Consider the following 15,588-nt stretch of genomic DNA (forward strand, 5'->3'; position numbering starts at 1 on the left):
GATACCTCTACCTATTACTTCTTTGCACAACGAAAAGACTTAGCTATAATTATAGACATAATCATCAGAGGAGACGTTATGGACACCTTGACTCAGTTACTACAGCCTATTTATGAATGCAGCTCTTACGTATTGCTCGCTGGTATTCTTGCTATTCTGATAACGGGATTTTTTGGATTGCCGTTTGTGGCTTGGGTGCTGTCGCTGACGATTGTGCTTTTGGGATTTCACGCTTCGCCTCTTTGCATTTTGATCTTTTGGGGTCTAAGTTTATTGTTTATCATCCCGCCAGTTCGTAGAACACTGGTCAGTAATCTGGTGATGAAAGTCATGAAAGGGATTTTGCCCAAAATTTCGGATACAGAACTTGAGGCTATTGAAGCAGGGTCCGTTTGGATTGAAGGTCAACTGTTTGCAGGTTACCCTAAATTTAAAAAAATTTTTAAAGAGAACCCTTATCCAAAATTAACTGCCGAAGAACAAGCCTTCTTAGATGGGCCTGTGGAAGAACTGTGTAAAGCTGTCAACGATTGGGAAGTGTGGCAGAAAAGAGAGATCCCGAAAGAGGCATGGGATATCATCAAAAAAGAGAAATTTTTTGGGATGATTATTCCCAAGGAATATGGCGGTTTGGGATTCTCAGCTTTGGCTCATGGTGCAGTGATTTCTAAATTGACGTCAAGATGTATTCCCCTTGCGGTTACGGTGATGGTTCCGAACTCTTTAGGACCTGCAGAACTGCTTTATCATTACGGTACAGATGAACAAAAGAAAACGCTTTTGCCTAAGCTTGCAACGGGCGAAGAGATCCCTTGCTTTGGTTTGACAGAACCTACTGCGGGAAGTGATGCTGGCTCGGTTCTTTCTTATGGTGAGCTTTATAAAGACGCTCAAGGTGAGCTGCGTATTCGTTTAAACTGGAACAAACGTTGGATCACCTTGGCGGCCATTTCCACTTTAATTGGTTTGGCGTTTCGTTTACGTGATCCAGAGAATCTATTAGGTAAAGGCGAAGACTTGGGAATCACTTGTGCTTTAATCCCTGCAAAAACACCTGGTGTAGTTGTGGGCCGCCGTCACGATCCATTGGGCGTCCCTTTTTATAATTGTCCAACGCAAGGTAACGATGTGGATGTATCTATTGATACCGTTGTGGGTGGACTCAGTGGTGTAGGTAAAGGCTGGTCTATGTTGATGGCATGTTTGGCGGCTGGGCGAGGTATTTCTCTGCCTTCACAAGCTGTGGGAGGGGCGCAGACCCTGACCCGCATTGTGAGTGCGCACTCGGCGATCAGAATGCAATTTGGAGTTCCTATTGCTTCCTTTGAAGGTGTGGAAGAGCCTTTGGCTAGAATTTTCTCTTACAATTATATTTTGGAGGCGTGCCGTAATTATACTTGTGGTTCCATTGATGCGGGAAACAAACCCGCTGTTGTGACTGCGATGTGTAAATACCACTCTACAGAAATGGGTCGTATTGCGGTGAATGATGCCATGGATGTGATGGGAGGAACGGGAATCTCTTGCGGACCCAGAAACACAGTGGCCCACGCTTACATTGCCAACCCTATTGGTATCACAGTCGAGGGAGCAAACATTTTGACTCGAACACTGATGATCTTTGGGCAAGGTCTATTAAGAGCCCATCCTTTTGTGTTTCAAGAAGTGATGGCGGCTACTAATGGTGACCTTAAAGCTTTTGATAGAGCCTTTTGGGCCCATGTGGGTTCAGTGGTGAGAAATATGTTTCGTTCTTTCTTGCTCAGTATCACTCGTGGGTACTTGGCCTCCCGTGGACCTGGTGGAGCTTTAGGGCGTTATTACCAAAAGCTGTCTTGGGCTTCAGCAAGTTTTGGACTTTTGACCGATATTTCTATGGGGACTCAAGGAGGCTCGTTAAAGTTTAAAGGTAAACTCACAGGACGATTTGCTGACATCTTGTCTTGGATGTACTTAGCCACTTGTATCCTTAGACGTTATGAAGGGGAAGGCCGTCGTGAAGAGGACCTTGTGATCGTCAGATACTCTTTGGACTATGCTTTTGCGCAAATTCAAAAAGGATTCTCAGGTTTATTTTTTAACTTATCTGTTCCTGGATTTTCATGGGTGTTCCGCTTGTTTGGATTGTGGTCAGAGATCAATCCTATCGGCACACCTCCTTCAGATCGACGAGGACATGAGTTGGTGCGTGCGTTTGTAAAACCTTCTGAGTTCAGAGACCGACACACTCAAGGAGCCTATATCACTGACGACACTCAAGAGCCTATGGGGCGTCTGGATTACACACTCACAAAAATTACTGAAGCCCGAGAAATCGAAAGAAAAATCAAGAAGGCGATCCGTGCGAAAACCTTACCCAAAGGCCCACTGGCTTCTTTGGTCGATGAAGCGGTCAGCAAAGGTGTGATCTCATCCGATGAAAAAGAAATCTTATTACTTGCGGAATCCCTAAGATGGGATGCGATCCAAGTGGATGATTTTGACGATGATGAGTACAAAGCCCACACGATTAAATCCAAAGTGACAGGGCTTGAGCCGAACTTAACCAAACACCACCCTTAATACGAGGGATGAAGGCCACCATGAGTGGCCTTTTTTTTAGATAAATAGAGATTTAATTTTAAATTCTAGAGAATTCTAAGACCAAAATCAGAGAGGTTATTCTGCGGTTTTGGCCTCAAATACAGATCTTCGTTGATCTTGAAATTGCTGTTGTCTTTGGCATTCTTTAAGAACTTGTTTTTCAAAATCGAGGTTGTGATGGTAGCCCACGACCAGAGCCACACTGTGTGGGCGTGCAAGCATAGACTTTAACATATACTCGTTACGCTCTGGCACTTGAGAGAGTAAGAAGGCATTGTACTCAAGATACTCGGCAAGATATCGTCTCAGATCAGGGTCTTTTTCTAACCTGACTACTTCTTTAATGTACTCGGGCGTAATTTCAAAACCCATGCGCTCTTGTTTTTTTAATAACTCCAAAGTTCTTTCAGAAAGTTGGCTATAAAGATGAGCGTTTGAAGCGGCCCAAACAGGCATTCGTTTTTCTGCTTCTGTCAGTAGTTTTCCGTTTTCTACAGCTAGTAGAGGTTTTTTTAAACGGGCATAAGAGTACATAGCATCAGGTCCTGGAACGATAAGTAAACTTTCATTGATCTTATCTTTTAAATGCGGGCAGCGTTCCATATACTTTTGTGCTCCTGCAATGATCTTTTGATAAAGTGTGTTCACATCTTTTTGTTCTTGGGCAGCACGCTCAGTAGCGATCTCTTGAAATTTTCCACTCTGAGATAATTTGGTGTACACACGCTTGGCGTGATTTAAAATGTTTTTGTTGTCTTCTAAAAAGCCTTTAAGGGCTATTTCTACATTACTGCAACTTCGATCCATAGAGTCCCCGTAAAGTTCCAAGGAATACGCAAAATCCCCATTACCAGGATGGTGCCAACCATAAATCCCTATGGTTCTGCCATCAGGAAAGTCCACTTCAAAGGTGTACTGATCTATCTTCCTGAGTTCACACTGCTTGGACCAAACCCCAGAGGAGAAACCTAAGGCACCTACGAACACTAACATTTTAAAAATTGAATTTTGAATTGATAATTTCATGCTTTAAGCAAAGCAAGTAACATACCTAAACCAGCTCCAAACCATTGATTTTCATAAGCTATTTGCGTCTAAATTCTTAACACTAGACTAAAATAAAACATGCCACAGTTTCTTCCTCCTTTTACTCTTCTCTTTTGGGATACCTCTTTGAAGGCGGACCTCCAGCAAGCGGGACGCGTTTTGCCCGAAAGGGCAAATGCTGGCAGAGCCCATGGATGGGCGTGTCCGCCTTCAAAGAGGTATCCCAAAAGAGAAAGGCAAATAGGAGGAAGAAACTGTGTGAAGTGGGCGATTGTGAGTTTAGAGAGCAGAACCAGAGGGGGGCGTCCATAAAAAAAGGCCACCCGAAGGTCGCCTTTTATTTTTTTTGGAATTATTAAAAACTTAGTTTGTTTTTAAGATTTCAAGAAGCTCGATTTCAAAAGTTAAAGGAGCACCTGGTTTGATTTTTGGTGGAGCACCACGATCGCCATAGGCAAGATCAGAAGGGCAAGTCACTTTGGCCTTACCACCGACTTTGATCTTTTGCACAGCTTCTGTCCAACATGGAATCACACGATTAAGTGGGAACACCATTGGGCTAGGCTCTTTAGCTAAAGGACCATCTAGTTTTTCAATAGAACTGTCAAACACAGTGCCATCACGAAGTTGACCGTGATAGTTCACCTTTACAGTGTCCTCAGCCGAAGGAGTATCACCGCTACCTGCTTGAATCTCCTTGAAGACGATTCCTGTAGCAGTCACTTCCGCTCCCTCTTCTTTTTGCATTTTTTCTATATAAGCTTTTGCTCCGTCTCTTTCTTTGTCAGCAATTGCTTTTGTTCTTTTGTCAGCAAATTTATTGATCTCTAAACCAATGTTAGGCACCTCAGCTTTAAGTTGAGAACCTGCCAATGAATCTGCGACACCAGTAAGCAAAATCTTTTGCTCAGCAGCTGTGAGTTCGTAAGGCTTTAATCTTTCGCCAAAGTTTGCGCCCAAAGCATAGATCACTTTTTCATCATCTGTTTTAATTGAAGAGGCACTGACCCCTCCGATTTTATTACAAGCTGTTAGGGATAAAGCTAACCCAAGTAATAGCCATGTTGCTTTCATAATTATTATCTCCTTATTTAATCCAACCCTAATAATTTACTTGCCTTTGAGGCTATTGCCAAAACAAGCCATAGCCTAATGCAAAGTATTATGCCTGCTAAATGAACAGATTTAGCAGATACCCGTTTTCAGGCATTTAAAGGTTACATATTTCGTAAAAGCCATGTAAGTTGGCCCTCATGCGACCCGAAAAGTTTAAATTCCTATGGAAGTTTCTTTTAGCTTACACTTGGTTTGTCATTCTCTGGGGAGCTTTTGTTAGAGCTTCAGGCTCAGGAGATGGGTGTGGAAAGAACTGGCCCACCTGTCATGGGCAGCTGATCCCTAAAAATTCTGACATTCAAACATGGATCGAATACATCCACCGCTCTACATCGGGTCTGTATGGCATCTATGTCTTAGTTTTAGTGGTTTTAGCTTGGCGATTTTTTACTCCTCTTTTTAAAGTCAAAAGTGCTCAAGGTGAACAGTTCCAAGCCAAAAAGTTTTGGCGTTCCACTCATTTTCTACTTCCCCTAGGAGTTTTATTTTTCACCATCACTGAAGCCCTGATTGGTGCTCAACTTGTTCTGTCAGGGCTGGTCGGATCTAATGAGTCATGGGCTCGTGCTCTGGTTATGGTCATTCACTTGGTGAATACGTTTTTTCTGACAGGATGTATTGTCGGCACCATCAGCCTGATTCTTCCGCCACGCCCATCAGAGAAAGCCGCAAGATGGAATTACGCGTTTTTTACACTGAATGCTCTAGGTCTTTTTGCTGTAGCAAGCCTTGGTGCTATTGCGGCCTTAGGGGATACCCTTTATCCTTCTGAAACCCTTAGAGACGGTATCCAAAAAGACTTTGCTGAAAATGCTCATTTTTTAATAAAACTCAGAGTCTGGCATCCGATCATTGCTGTTCTAGTCACATGGAGCGTGAGCACCATGGCGTTTCAAAATATTGAAAAACCTTATGCTAAACATCTTTTATTTTGGATGTGTTCCACCCTTTTTATTGGTCTTATCAACTTGTTTTTGCTAGCTCCCATTGCTCTGCAACTGACTCACCTGTTGTGGGCCCAAATCCTCTGGGCTCAGTTTTGCCTTTTTGGTTTTAAAAACATCCACTCTTAAGCGAGTTCCGCCTGTTCCATTTAGCTTTGTTCTTGGATTTATAGGACAAAGTCTTCTTCTATAAAGCCAAGGACAAAGCTAAATGGAGCAAGTGCCGTAAACGTAATCAGGGGTTGAGGCGTGTGATTTGCCATTGTTGGGGGGAGGTTTTGGTGTAGGTGAAACGGTGGTGGAGGCGAAATTCGCCCTCTTGCCAGAATTCAAAAGACTCGGCTTCAAGTTGTAGGCCACCCCAATGTGGGGGGCGAGGGATGGGTGTGCCTTTGAATTTTTCTTCTATGGCTTTCACGTTGTTAAGCAAAGTTTCATAGTCAGCAATCGGAGCGCTTTGTGCCGAAGCCCACGCATGGATTTGGCTTTCGCGGGGACGAGTGTTCCAGTAGTTATCGCTGTCCATTTCAGTACAGGGTGTGACTTGTCCTAGGATGCGAATCTGTTTTCCGAGTTCTTTCCAGAAGAATAAAAGGCTGGCTTTAGGATGTTTTTGCAACTCGGTGGATTTGTTACTGTTGTAGTTAGTAAAAAACTGAAAGTAAGGAGATTTAAATCCTCTTAGTAAAACCACACGGGACTGAGGGTAATCCCTTTCGTCCACAGTGTTTAGGATCATAAACTCAGGGTAAAGTGCAACTTGTTGTTGAGCAATAAGCCACCACTTTTGAAATTGCTCAAAAGGATTTGGATCGAGATCTGATTTTTGAAGTCTTTGAAATCTTGATTGCGTGTCCATCTGTGTGATCCTGTTTTTTACTTTTACTTTTACTTTTACTTTTACTTTTCTCTGTCTGTCTGTGGCGCTTTTTATTTTAACGATAGTAAGGGTTTGAGCCTTCGGAGTGGTCGGTGACGTCTTTTACAGCGACGACGTAACTGAATTCATTTTTTAAGGCCACTTCGATACCGTCACGCATGGTTTGGGCGGCTAAACCACAGCCCTGACAACCCCCTAACATCTGCAAGTACACTACGCCATCTTGGTAGTCTAAAAACTTAACTTCACCACCATGGGAGGCGAGCTGGGGGTTGATGTTTTCTTCTAAAAATTCATAAATAGGTTTTGTTTCTGCGGTGAGTTCCATAGACTCATCTTCTACTTCGCGAACAATAGGTTCTTGGTTTTCTTCTGGGGTGACGTCTTCATCATAGATGGAAAAGTGATGCTCTATCATATCCACCAAAGGTTGGGCTAACATGTCCCAATCCACCCAATCAGCACGAGTGATCGTGATCTTTTGTGGTTCTAAGGTGAGTTCTTCCACCCATGGAAAACCAAAAATTTTAGACCCCAGAGGGGAATACTGCGCGTCTTTAGAGACTTTATAAGTTTTGGTCTTTTGTGAAATAGCTTGATCTAAAATAAAATCTAAAGATTTGTCTTTTAGTTGTTCTTTGGAAAAGGTCACTTTCATGGGACACCTCAGATCATAGAGATGTCATAGTACATAGTGATTCCATGTGCAAGCATAAGGCGTAAAGCCTTTCAAACTGGCCTATCTCCTGAGTATTTCAAATTTAGATTCCCTTTGTTGTTCTTGAGTTTTTTAAGATCATCTAAAGCTCTTATATCTTTCAAAGGAGCCCCGCCCGTCCATGGGCTTGCCAGTATTTGCCCTTCGGGCAAAACGCGTCACGCTTACTGGAGGGCTCCTTTGAAAGATATAAGAGCTTTAGATGATCTTAAAAAACTCAAGAACAACAAAGGGAATCTAAATTTGAAATACTCAGGAGATAGGCCAGTTTGAAAGACCTACTGTGCTTTGGTTGGAAAACCATGCTTTGTAGCATGTTGTTGCAGGCGCTCGATGCGCTCTGTGGTGAGGGGGTGAGTCGAAAGAATGCCCATCAGCCTGTCTGAATTTTTTTCTAACTCTTTACGACTTTGTTTCTTGTTTTTTTCGGTCGTCTTGGAAGTGTCATCAGCCGCAACAGGGCTGGTTTTGTCTGTGCTGGTGTCAGCTTTTGCATCTATATAGGCAGTTTTTGAATCAGTATCTTTTTTTGTATCTTTAGCTGTTGTGTCGGTCTTGGTTTTTGTTTTAGTCAGTCGATCTAAACGTTGATACATGTACTCTTTGGCTGCGGCTTCGATCTTACTTAAACCATCAGCAAGCAAAAGAGGATTGAGCTGCTGCTTGGCAAGAGCTTCTGCGCTGAAGTCATCGGCCTCTCTTTCATCGTCACGCGAGTAAGCGGCGTTAAGTAGAGTCAGCGTTAAACTGCCAAAGTCGGTGACCCCAAAAGCTAAACTGAGCATCGCATAGAGCCCCGCACTTTTGATAAGACCTTGTAAAGAGTGTCTATGATACACATGCCCTACTTCGTGAAGTAAAATGGCGTGAAGCTCTTCGGGAGTGACTAAATCCAGCAGTTCTTTGTTGATAAGAATCTGTCCCGCAGGCAAGGCAAACGCGTTAGCTGTTGTGATCATCGAATGGGGTGAGATCATATCAATTTTTAAATTTAAATCAGGGTAGGTGGCGAGCACATTTTCTATCACAGCATAAGACTCAGAATACTTTTGCGCATCAACGGGAACAAGTTTGACTTTCCATGCAAGGCTTAGTGTTTTTTTGGTACTGGTTTCTAAAACGTTTAAAACTGTTTTTGGGGTGCTAAAGGCCAGGCCTTTGGAACTCCAGGGAATAAGGTAGAAATGGGTGAAGAGCAAAAGCGCAAGGCCTATCACTGCGGCGGCTACAGCGTAGGTGATACGATTCTCCATTTGAAAGACCCAGCTTTGATGTTTGGCAGAAGGGAAAAAACTTTCAAACTTTTGATAATCAAAGCTTTCAAATCTGGCACCATCAGTAAACTCGATGATTCTAGACGAAGAAGCCAGAGGACTGTGAACTTTAAATTCGTTTAAGGCGTAACTTTTAAGTTTTTCGCCTTGGTAAAAAAGGACAATACCGTGCGTGTGAAGTTCCAATTCGACTTCAAACTTGCGAGAGTCTTGTCCGTTAAAATAAAAACCATTTAAGTTTTGCATAAGTCACATCTCATAAGCCTCAGGGTAAACTGAGACTCTTTTAATTTTTAAAGCCCAAAATCAATATCCCAAAAGTCTGTGGCGGCCTCTGCGGCATAACCCTCAGGATTTTCTTGGGAGGCCAAAAATTGATTAAAGTCCTCTTCGGTGGCTTCGACAGATGTGTTTTCTAAGCGATATTTTAAAGCACGCACTTGGGCCCATGGTGTACCAAATCCTAGAGTGAATACAATAAGAAGTAAATTGGTCAACACTATAAATCCAAACTCAAAAGTGCCAAGATGAGCTTTTAATTTGACGTTGGCAATGCTGGAGTTGTTGGTGATCTCATTTACAATCATGGCTCGTTGAAATCCATACACAAGCGCCATGCCTAAATAAATTATACTTGCAGCTATAGGAATAATAAAAAGAGTAGCTGAACTTGTTGACCCCATTGCCATGGTTAATAAGGTGCTTATTAAGACAACTGGAATAAAAACAATAACAAAACCTAATAAAATCGAAGTGTAGAACAATTTAAAAAATGCACCAGCTCTGGCGTTATAGTGAAGTTCCGCTTTGCCATAGCGAATGTTATTCAAAATGAATCTATAGTGTCTGTAGAGTGCATAAGGAAATGCAAGATACAAGGTGAAGGCGGTCACTATGACAGACAGGATGTAACTGAAATAGGAGTCTGCATAATTTTTGTTAAAGCCAAAGCGGATGTTGCGGTAAGAGCTATTACGATATTTAAAAATTGCTGAACGCACAATCACCCATGGAAAAGCTATAAGAAGTAAAATTAAAAATATACCCCAAAGCATAGGGCTTATGGCTTGGCTGATATTCAGCCCCAAGAATAAAACTAAGATGATAACACGACCGATTAAAATTTTGATGGGATCGGCATGATAGTCAAAAGAATCTCCCGCAAGGTAGGTGTTGCGGTAAAAGTATTTCATTTTTCTAACTTTAGCCCATGGAGAATAAATCCCTAAGGTGACAATGGTCAGTAAGGTGTTGATGATCCAAATGCGGAAGTATTCAGAACCTGACCCTCTGAATTCCACGGTGTGGGTTTGGGGAGGACGTGTCCCGTATAAAGGTGAAGATATCTCTGTCGTCATAAGCTTTTACCTCTGATGTAATAGATTTTATGTTGTCACTTTAGTGTAGACAGCGGCCCACCAAATGACAACACAGCAGAGTAAGTTTGCTTAAAACTAAATCAAAAGTCTTTAAAACTACATAAAAGTATAGTTAGGGCCACTGCCACCTTCACGAGGCTGCCACCTTGGGCCCAGTACGTCTGTGGCTTTGCAGTCCACACAATTAGGCGCGTTGACGACAAGCTGATCGCCCTGACGTTCATAAACTCCTGCAGGGCAGAGGCTAGAGTAAAAGTCCGCAAGTTCGGCTGTGATGTCTTGGCCTACGGTCAGATGGGAGGGGATATCGTCACGGGTCTTGTTACCTGACTGATAAACGCCATCCACTTTTTTAAGCCCAGGATAATTTTTAGGATCTTTAAATAATTTCTGTTCATCGGCATCCTCTTCAATATGAGGAGCTTGCGGAGGAAAAGCACCTCCAGTCAACGTCATCAGTAAAGCTTTGATGCCACCAATGATGAAGCCAGATTTAAAGGCCTGGCGCATGTTGCGCACTTTATAGAGGTCTTTATAAATAAAACTATTTTTTACGGCGTCATCATAGGATTTGAGGACTTCTCTTGAAAATTCAGCTTTGGGGATGGCAACACTGAGAGTGTCTGCGGCTAAAATTCCACTTTTCATAGCGTAATGAATGCCTTTAAGTGCGGGCACGTTCACCATACCTACCGCATCACCACAAAGCATAATGCCGTTGCCACTGAGCCTTTCAGGTAGGCTGTGAAATCCGCCCTCAGGAATAGTTTTAGCTCCCCATTCTACAAGTTCAGCCCCTTCAAGTAAGGAGTGAAATAAAGGGTGAGCTTTAAGGTTTTGCAATTCTCCGTGCACATCTAGGTTGGAACTCTTGTAATCTAGTCCTCCTACAAGTCCTATCGCCATTTGATCATCGCCCATGGGATAGGCAAAGCTTCCGCCAAAGGTATCCCCTAAGGGCCAGCCCATAGTATGGATCACGGAATCTAAAGGCTTTTTAAGGCGCCAAATTTCTTTCACACCTAGAGCATAAATTTGTGGCGCCATAGACTCTTGCCCCGACCACTTCAAATAACTTTGTGTTAAAGGGCCACGAGTGCCTTCGCAAAGTACTGTGACTGAAGCTAAAATATCTGTGTGGGGCATGTGTTGGGCACCAGGGGTACCATCACGATTTAGTCCCGCTTCCACTGTGCGCACTCCTATCACTTGGCCATCTTTGATCAGTAGACTTTCTGCAGGAAAGCTGGTGAACACGTTGATGCCTAAAGCTTCTGCTTTTTCACCCAGCCATCTTGTGACTTCACAAATAGAAGCGGCATAAAAGCCGTGGTTTTTCATTGTAGGAGGAGTGGGAATTCTAAAACTCTTTTTGGGGGTGAGCACATATACTTTTTCTGAATCCACTTTGTGTTTGAAGGGAAATTCTGAAGGGTCAAGCTCTGGGAAGAGTTCCATCAGGGCTACGGGGTTAATGATGGCACCAGATAAAGAGTGACCGCCTAAGGATTGGGCTTTTTCTAAAACGCCAATTTCTACGTCAGGGTAGCTTGGATCTTGAGTTTTAAGTTCTTGGACCTTTCTGGCTAAGCGAATGGCACCGCAAAGACCTGCGGGACCGCCGCCTACAAACAGCACGTCCATGGGGACGCATTCTTCTTCATTGACCTGGGGGTTTTCGATAATAAAACGGTTGAGGTCCAATTCTGGCTGATGATTTACTGGTTTAAAGCCTGATGCCAATCCATCCTCCCTAGTTGAAAACAAAAAGATAATTGCCACCATAGCTTAAATTAGGGGTATTATTCAAGAGCTTTCTGGGCGCTGGGTGGGCCGTTAAATTTTAAAAAGCTCTGGAATATCGGATTGGATATTTAGAGCTTTTTTTGTATGCGGGTGAATAAATTTGAGCGAGTGAGCATGGAGAGCTAGGCGAGGGGCTTCTTTTTCGCCTAAGCCGTAGAAGGGGTCACCTAGAATTGGTAAGTTTAAAGATTTAAGGTGCACGCGGATCTGATGGCTTCGGCCCGTAATCGGGGAGCATTCGAGTAAAATTTGATCTGGGGTGAGTTTTAAAACTTTAAATTGAGTTTCTGATGTTTGTCCTTCTTTGGGGTCCATAGAAAAATAAAAAGGGTGTTTGGCAGTGGGTGTTTTTTTGATGAGGCCTTTGACCTCAAATTTTTGTCCCTCTTGCAATTTGATAAGAGCCTCAGGATTATTTTTGACTAAAGCTAAATAGGTTTTTTGAATGCGCTTTTTATTAAATAAATCGGCCATGCCTTTATTGATGGATGTTTTTTTAGCAAGCAGCAGTACCCCTGAGGTGTCACGATCCAGGCGATGACATAGGGCTAGGTAAGGGGCTTTGAGTCCTTTAAGGTTTTTAATGTAGTAGGCATACAGTAAAGATTTGGCGTGATCCTCAAAAAGATGAAAAGTGGATTGGGAAGGTAATCCCTCGGGTTTATTCAATGCCACAAGTTCTTCGTCTTCAAAAAGCAAATCCGATTTTTTGATATGAAAGTCTGCGGAAGGAAATCCCAAGGTTTGATTTTCAAAGCCCACTAAAATTTTGGTTTTGCCTTTAAGTGGAAAAGGCAAATGCGGGATTTTTTTATGATCTACAAACACCAGTCCCTTTCTTACGCTGTCAATGAGATGTTTTTTTTCGATGACAGTGGTTGGGGCAAAACGTTTGGGAGTTTTAAAATTCTTCTGCTTGGCCATATACGGCAGATTCAGGCCTGGGATTTGTCCTGCAAACCATTGGACCAAAAAATCAGAAACACACATAGACCTGTGTTCTTTGACAGAAGCTGAGATTTCGATCACTTTCATGGGGTGGTTATATAATGGAGTGCAGATGAAATACAAATGTCTTCTTTTTGATCAAGATAGAAAAGCAAAAATTATAGAGCGTGATACCGACTCATGGGTTTTAAACACAGGAGAGTTGATCATCCAAGCCGAATACAGCAGCATTAACTATAAAGATGCCTTGGGTGTGTTAGATAGAAGCCCTATTTTTAAAATTCATCCCATTGTTCCAGGGATTGATGTGGCAGGTGTGGTTTTAAAATCTCAATCTAAGTCTTTTAAAGAAGGTGACCTTGTGCTGGTCAACGGCATGGGGTTAGGTGAGGACAAAGACGGTGGATATGCCGAATATGTCAAAGTCCCAGACTCGATTGTGGTGAAAAGACCAAAGGCACTCACGTCTAGACAAGCGATGGCTTTAGGCACAGCAGGATTTACTGCGGCCTTAGCTGTGGACCGTATGCTGACTAATGGACAAACTTTTGAGAAAGGTCCTATTTTGGTTTCTGGTGCCACAGGTGGCGTGGGCAGTTTTGCCATTCAGATTTTATCACAACTGGGTTTTTTTGTAGAAGCCACCACCTCAAGACCTGAAGAGTATCAGACTTATTTAGAAGATTTAGGGGCTCACCTGGTTTCCAACGTTAAAGAAGTGATACAAGAGGATGGACCTCCACTGGTGAAGGCCCAGTGGGGTGGAGTGATTGATAATTTGGGTGGTGCCTTTTTACAAAGTGTGCTGCCTGCTGTGGAGTTGTGGGGGAATGTGGCCTCTATTGGCTTAGCTATGGATGCGAAGCTAACCACCACAGTGATGCCTTTTATTTTAAGAGGGGTCAGTCTTTTAGGAGCAAGTTCTAATAACTGTGAAAAGTCCAAGCGTGATGAACTGTGGGAGAGATTAGCTGATTCATGGCGCCCCCGTCACATTGAAAAGCTGATCACAGAAGAGGTGCAGCTTGAGGATGTTCCTAAGTCCTGTGAAAGGCTCATTGGACATTCTAATCATGGACGAGTGGTGGTTAAAATTTAAAGGCGAATGATCTGACAACCTAAAGTGCGGCCATATTTGACTTTAGGTGTTTGGCCCTTTGCCACTTGCCCTAAAGCTTCTCGTAAAAATTTCTTTTTTGCATGAGAAAAGTGCGAACTGTCACTGACGCCACCTTTATAAAGAACTTCCCCCTTAGCGTTTAATAAAAAAGTGTGGGGAGTTTTAAGAGCTTTAAACTCATCTGCAATTCGTGCTTTTGGGTCAGAGATGACGGGAAAAGGAATGTTTTTGCTTTTAAAATATTTAACAGCAGTTTCATGGGGCTCGTTAGTATTGGAGTGCACAAAGACAAATTGAAAATCTTTGTAAGTGCTTGCCAGCTCTTTAAGTTCCTCAACATGACTGTTAGAACAAGGACAGTAGGCCGACATAAACGTCACTACATAGCCTTTGGGTTTAAACTCTTTTGATTTCTGTAAGTCCTTCAAGCTAAAGGCCTCAAGCTCAGGTAAAGTTTGCCCATAAAGTCCCCCCAAATCCAAAGTCTCAGCCCCTGCAAAGGCACTGCTACAAAAGAAAATTAAAAAGACCACACAGCGAAAAAAAACCAATGAAACCCTCAATCAAATTCAGTTAGGCATGAATTTGCAAACACACAGTCATACTCAACGTCGTCAATTAAACCAAAACATCACTGACTAGGTAACACACCTAAGCGACATTGTGAACGCCAAAGCACCAAAACTTATCCTAAAAAAACTAAAAAACAAACCACCACCACTCACTCAAATCGTCGACTGAAACATTTTGTTGCACCCAAAGCCCCGCAGGTCTCTTCCTTTTGTTTGTTGTATAGATTTATATAGGATCAAAATGTGAGTTCGGCTTGGCATGCTTTTGCGAACGCAAAGGCATATGCCAAACGTCACTGTCTGAGCATTTTGATCTCTATATAAATCTATACAACAAACAAAAGGAAGAGGCCCCTTGAGACCTTCGAGAGCAGAAAAGGTTTTAGTCCAGAGGCAAGGCCCAGTCTATTTTTGTGATTTTATTATCCTCAAAAGAAAACACCACACATGAACTGCTATAAATAGGCCCAGCTTCGGTCACCTCTTGCAGTTCACACATTTCAAAAAAATCTTGCTCGTCAGTGCTGACTTCAAAAAGTTTTTCTAATTCTTCACGGGTGCTTTCCACTTGAAGAGGTAAAACACCTTCCAGTCTTTTCTTACGTTCATTGAGGGTCATACCCAAAAAGTTCACATACTCTGGACGGCTTTTGTCGGCATAAAGGTCCATGTCCGCTTTGTTAAAGCTGAGTTTAACTACGGTGTCCATGCTTTGATCATGATGATTTTGGATGTGTCTTTCTTCACGTTTAGGACGTTCCCCAAAAAGTTTAAGTAAAGCCTTTTCGTTGTGAGGCAGGCGACGAAGCATGATGTACTCGTTACGCACAATTTGGATAGGCTCAATGCCATTATGGGCTTCAGCTTTTTGTGTATGTTGTGAAGGCGAGGCTTTGGGAGTTGTAGCTGCTGCAGGAGCAGCTTTCTTTTGAGCGAGATGTTGAGGCAGAGCTTTTTTCTGAACAGGCGATTTAGGAATGGATCTGGTGGCGGTATTTTTCTGCGAAGCTTTGTGAGAGTTTTTTGCAGGTGTGCGGTATTGGGCCATACTGATGCTGCCAAATCCAAAAATGATAAGAGAAAAAAATAAAATAGACCTCATAAGTAAATATTAGAAGACTCCTTTTTAAATTCAACGTCTAGGATGACAATTTTCGTCCACAGGGTGATTTTTTACATAAATCTAGACCAGAAATTCTCA

The 15,588-nt window shown here is 42.7% G+C and carries 13 protein-coding genes; 3 read left to right on the forward strand and 10 right to left on the reverse strand.

Annotated elements, in window-relative coordinates; all coding sequences use genetic code 11:
* The first annotated feature begins 78 nt into the window (after positions 1 to 78).
* Positions 79 to 2,562 carry an acyl-CoA dehydrogenase gene (locus M9899_04215; protein MCO5113363.1) on the forward strand — a complete coding sequence of 828 codons (2,484 nt, stop codon included), beginning with the start codon at positions 79 to 81 and terminating at the stop codon, positions 2,560 to 2,562.
* Between the two features lie 96 nt (positions 2,563 to 2,658).
* Here M9899_04215 and M9899_04220 read toward each other — a convergent pair whose 3' ends face one another.
* Positions 2,659 to 3,609, reverse strand: coding sequence for a hypothetical protein (locus tag M9899_04220; protein ID MCO5113364.1), 951 nt, complete (start codon positions 3,607 to 3,609; stop codon positions 2,659 to 2,661).
* A gap of 384 nt (positions 3,610 to 3,993) precedes the next feature.
* Positions 3,994 to 4,704, reverse strand: coding sequence for an FKBP-type peptidyl-prolyl cis-trans isomerase (locus M9899_04225; protein ID MCO5113365.1), 711 nt, complete (start codon positions 4,702 to 4,704; stop codon positions 3,994 to 3,996).
* 179 nt (positions 4,705 to 4,883) lie between these two features.
* Between M9899_04225 and M9899_04230 the strand changes: the two genes are divergently transcribed.
* On the forward strand, positions 4,884 to 5,819 hold the full coding sequence (locus tag M9899_04230; GenBank protein ID MCO5113366.1) for a COX15/CtaA family protein: 936 nt from the start codon (positions 4,884 to 4,886) through the stop codon (positions 5,817 to 5,819).
* Between the two features lie 106 nt (positions 5,820 to 5,925).
* Here the strand turns inward: M9899_04230 and pdxH are convergent, their stop codons facing one another.
* From pdxH to M9899_04260, 6 genes are all read right to left on the reverse strand, one after another.
* A complete protein-coding gene (gene pdxH / locus M9899_04235; protein ID MCO5113367.1) occupies positions 5,926 to 6,549 on the reverse strand; it encodes a pyridoxamine 5'-phosphate oxidase in 624 nt (207 codons plus the stop codon).
* A 76-nt stretch (positions 6,550 to 6,625) separates the two neighbouring features.
* Positions 6,626 to 7,228: a NifU family protein gene (locus M9899_04240; protein MCO5113368.1), complete on the reverse strand. Its 603-nt coding sequence runs from the start codon at positions 7,226 to 7,228 to the stop codon at positions 6,626 to 6,628.
* Between the two features lie 338 nt (positions 7,229 to 7,566).
* Positions 7,567 to 8,808, reverse strand: a complete 1,242-nt coding sequence (locus M9899_04245; protein ID MCO5113369.1) for a M48 family metallopeptidase — start codon at positions 8,806 to 8,808, stop codon at positions 7,567 to 7,569.
* Positions 8,809 to 8,855: 47 nt separating this feature from the next.
* Positions 8,856 to 9,920, reverse strand: coding sequence for a YjgN family protein (locus M9899_04250; GenBank protein ID MCO5113370.1), 1,065 nt, complete (start codon positions 9,918 to 9,920; stop codon positions 8,856 to 8,858).
* A 117-nt stretch (positions 9,921 to 10,037) separates the two neighbouring features.
* Positions 10,038 to 11,684, reverse strand: coding sequence for an electron transfer flavoprotein-ubiquinone oxidoreductase (locus tag M9899_04255; protein ID MCO5113371.1), 1,647 nt, complete (start codon positions 11,682 to 11,684; stop codon positions 10,038 to 10,040).
* Between the two features lie 93 nt (positions 11,685 to 11,777).
* A complete protein-coding gene (locus tag M9899_04260; protein ID MCO5113372.1) occupies positions 11,778 to 12,782 on the reverse strand; it encodes an RluA family pseudouridine synthase in 1,005 nt (334 codons plus the stop codon).
* A 25-nt stretch (positions 12,783 to 12,807) separates the two neighbouring features.
* On the opposite strand from M9899_04260, the gene M9899_04265 reads away from it, so the two are divergent.
* Entirely contained in the window at positions 12,808 to 13,794 is a 987-nt protein-coding gene (locus M9899_04265) for an acryloyl-CoA reductase (protein MCO5113373.1), read from the forward strand.
* Here the strand turns inward: M9899_04265 and M9899_04270 are convergent.
* Entirely contained in the window at positions 13,791 to 14,366 is a 576-nt protein-coding gene (locus M9899_04270; GenBank protein ID MCO5113374.1) for a redoxin family protein, read from the reverse strand. The genes M9899_04265 and M9899_04270 overlap by 4 nt on opposite strands.
* A gap of 403 nt (positions 14,367 to 14,769) precedes the next feature.
* On the reverse strand, positions 14,770 to 15,489 hold the full coding sequence (locus tag M9899_04275; protein MCO5113375.1) for a hypothetical protein: 720 nt from the start codon (positions 15,487 to 15,489) through the stop codon (positions 14,770 to 14,772).
* Positions 15,490 to 15,588 lie beyond the last annotated feature (99 nt).

This window comes from Pseudobdellovibrionaceae bacterium (assembly GCA_023954155.1).
Taxonomy (GTDB): domain Bacteria; phylum Bdellovibrionota; class Bdellovibrionia; order Bdellovibrionales; family UBA1609; genus JAMLIO01.

Bases quoted from the DNA above. Each gene is read 5' to 3' on its own strand.
- M9899_04220 (MCO5113364.1), bottom strand. From the start codon at position 3,609: ATGAAATTATCAATTCAAAATTCAATTTTTAAAATGTTAGTGTTCGTA.
- M9899_04245 (MCO5113369.1), bottom strand. From the start codon at position 8,808: ATGCAAAACTTAAATGGTTTTTATTTTAACGGACAAGACTCTCGCAAG.
- M9899_04215 (MCO5113363.1), top strand. From the start codon at position 79: ATGGACACCTTGACTCAGTTACTACAGCCTATTTATGAATGCAGCTCT.
- M9899_04275 (MCO5113375.1), bottom strand. From the start codon at position 15,489: ATGAGGTCTATTTTATTTTTTTCTCTTATCATTTTTGGATTTGGCAGC.
- M9899_04265 (MCO5113373.1), top strand. From the start codon at position 12,808: ATGAAATACAAATGTCTTCTTTTTGATCAAGATAGAAAAGCAAAAATT.
- M9899_04230 (MCO5113366.1), top strand. From the start codon at position 4,884: ATGCGACCCGAAAAGTTTAAATTCCTATGGAAGTTTCTTTTAGCTTAC.
- M9899_04260 (MCO5113372.1), bottom strand. From the start codon at position 12,782: ATGAAAGTGATCGAAATCTCAGCTTCTGTCAAAGAACACAGGTCTATG.
- M9899_04225 (MCO5113365.1), bottom strand. From the start codon at position 4,704: ATGAAAGCAACATGGCTATTACTTGGGTTAGCTTTATCCCTAACAGCT.
- pdxH (MCO5113367.1), bottom strand. From the start codon at position 6,549: ATGGACACGCAATCAAGATTTCAAAGACTTCAAAAATCAGATCTCGAT.
- M9899_04250 (MCO5113370.1), bottom strand. From the start codon at position 9,920: ATGACGACAGAGATATCTTCACCTTTATACGGGACACGTCCTCCCCAA.
- M9899_04240 (MCO5113368.1), bottom strand. From the start codon at position 7,228: ATGAAAGTGACCTTTTCCAAAGAACAACTAAAAGACAAATCTTTAGAT.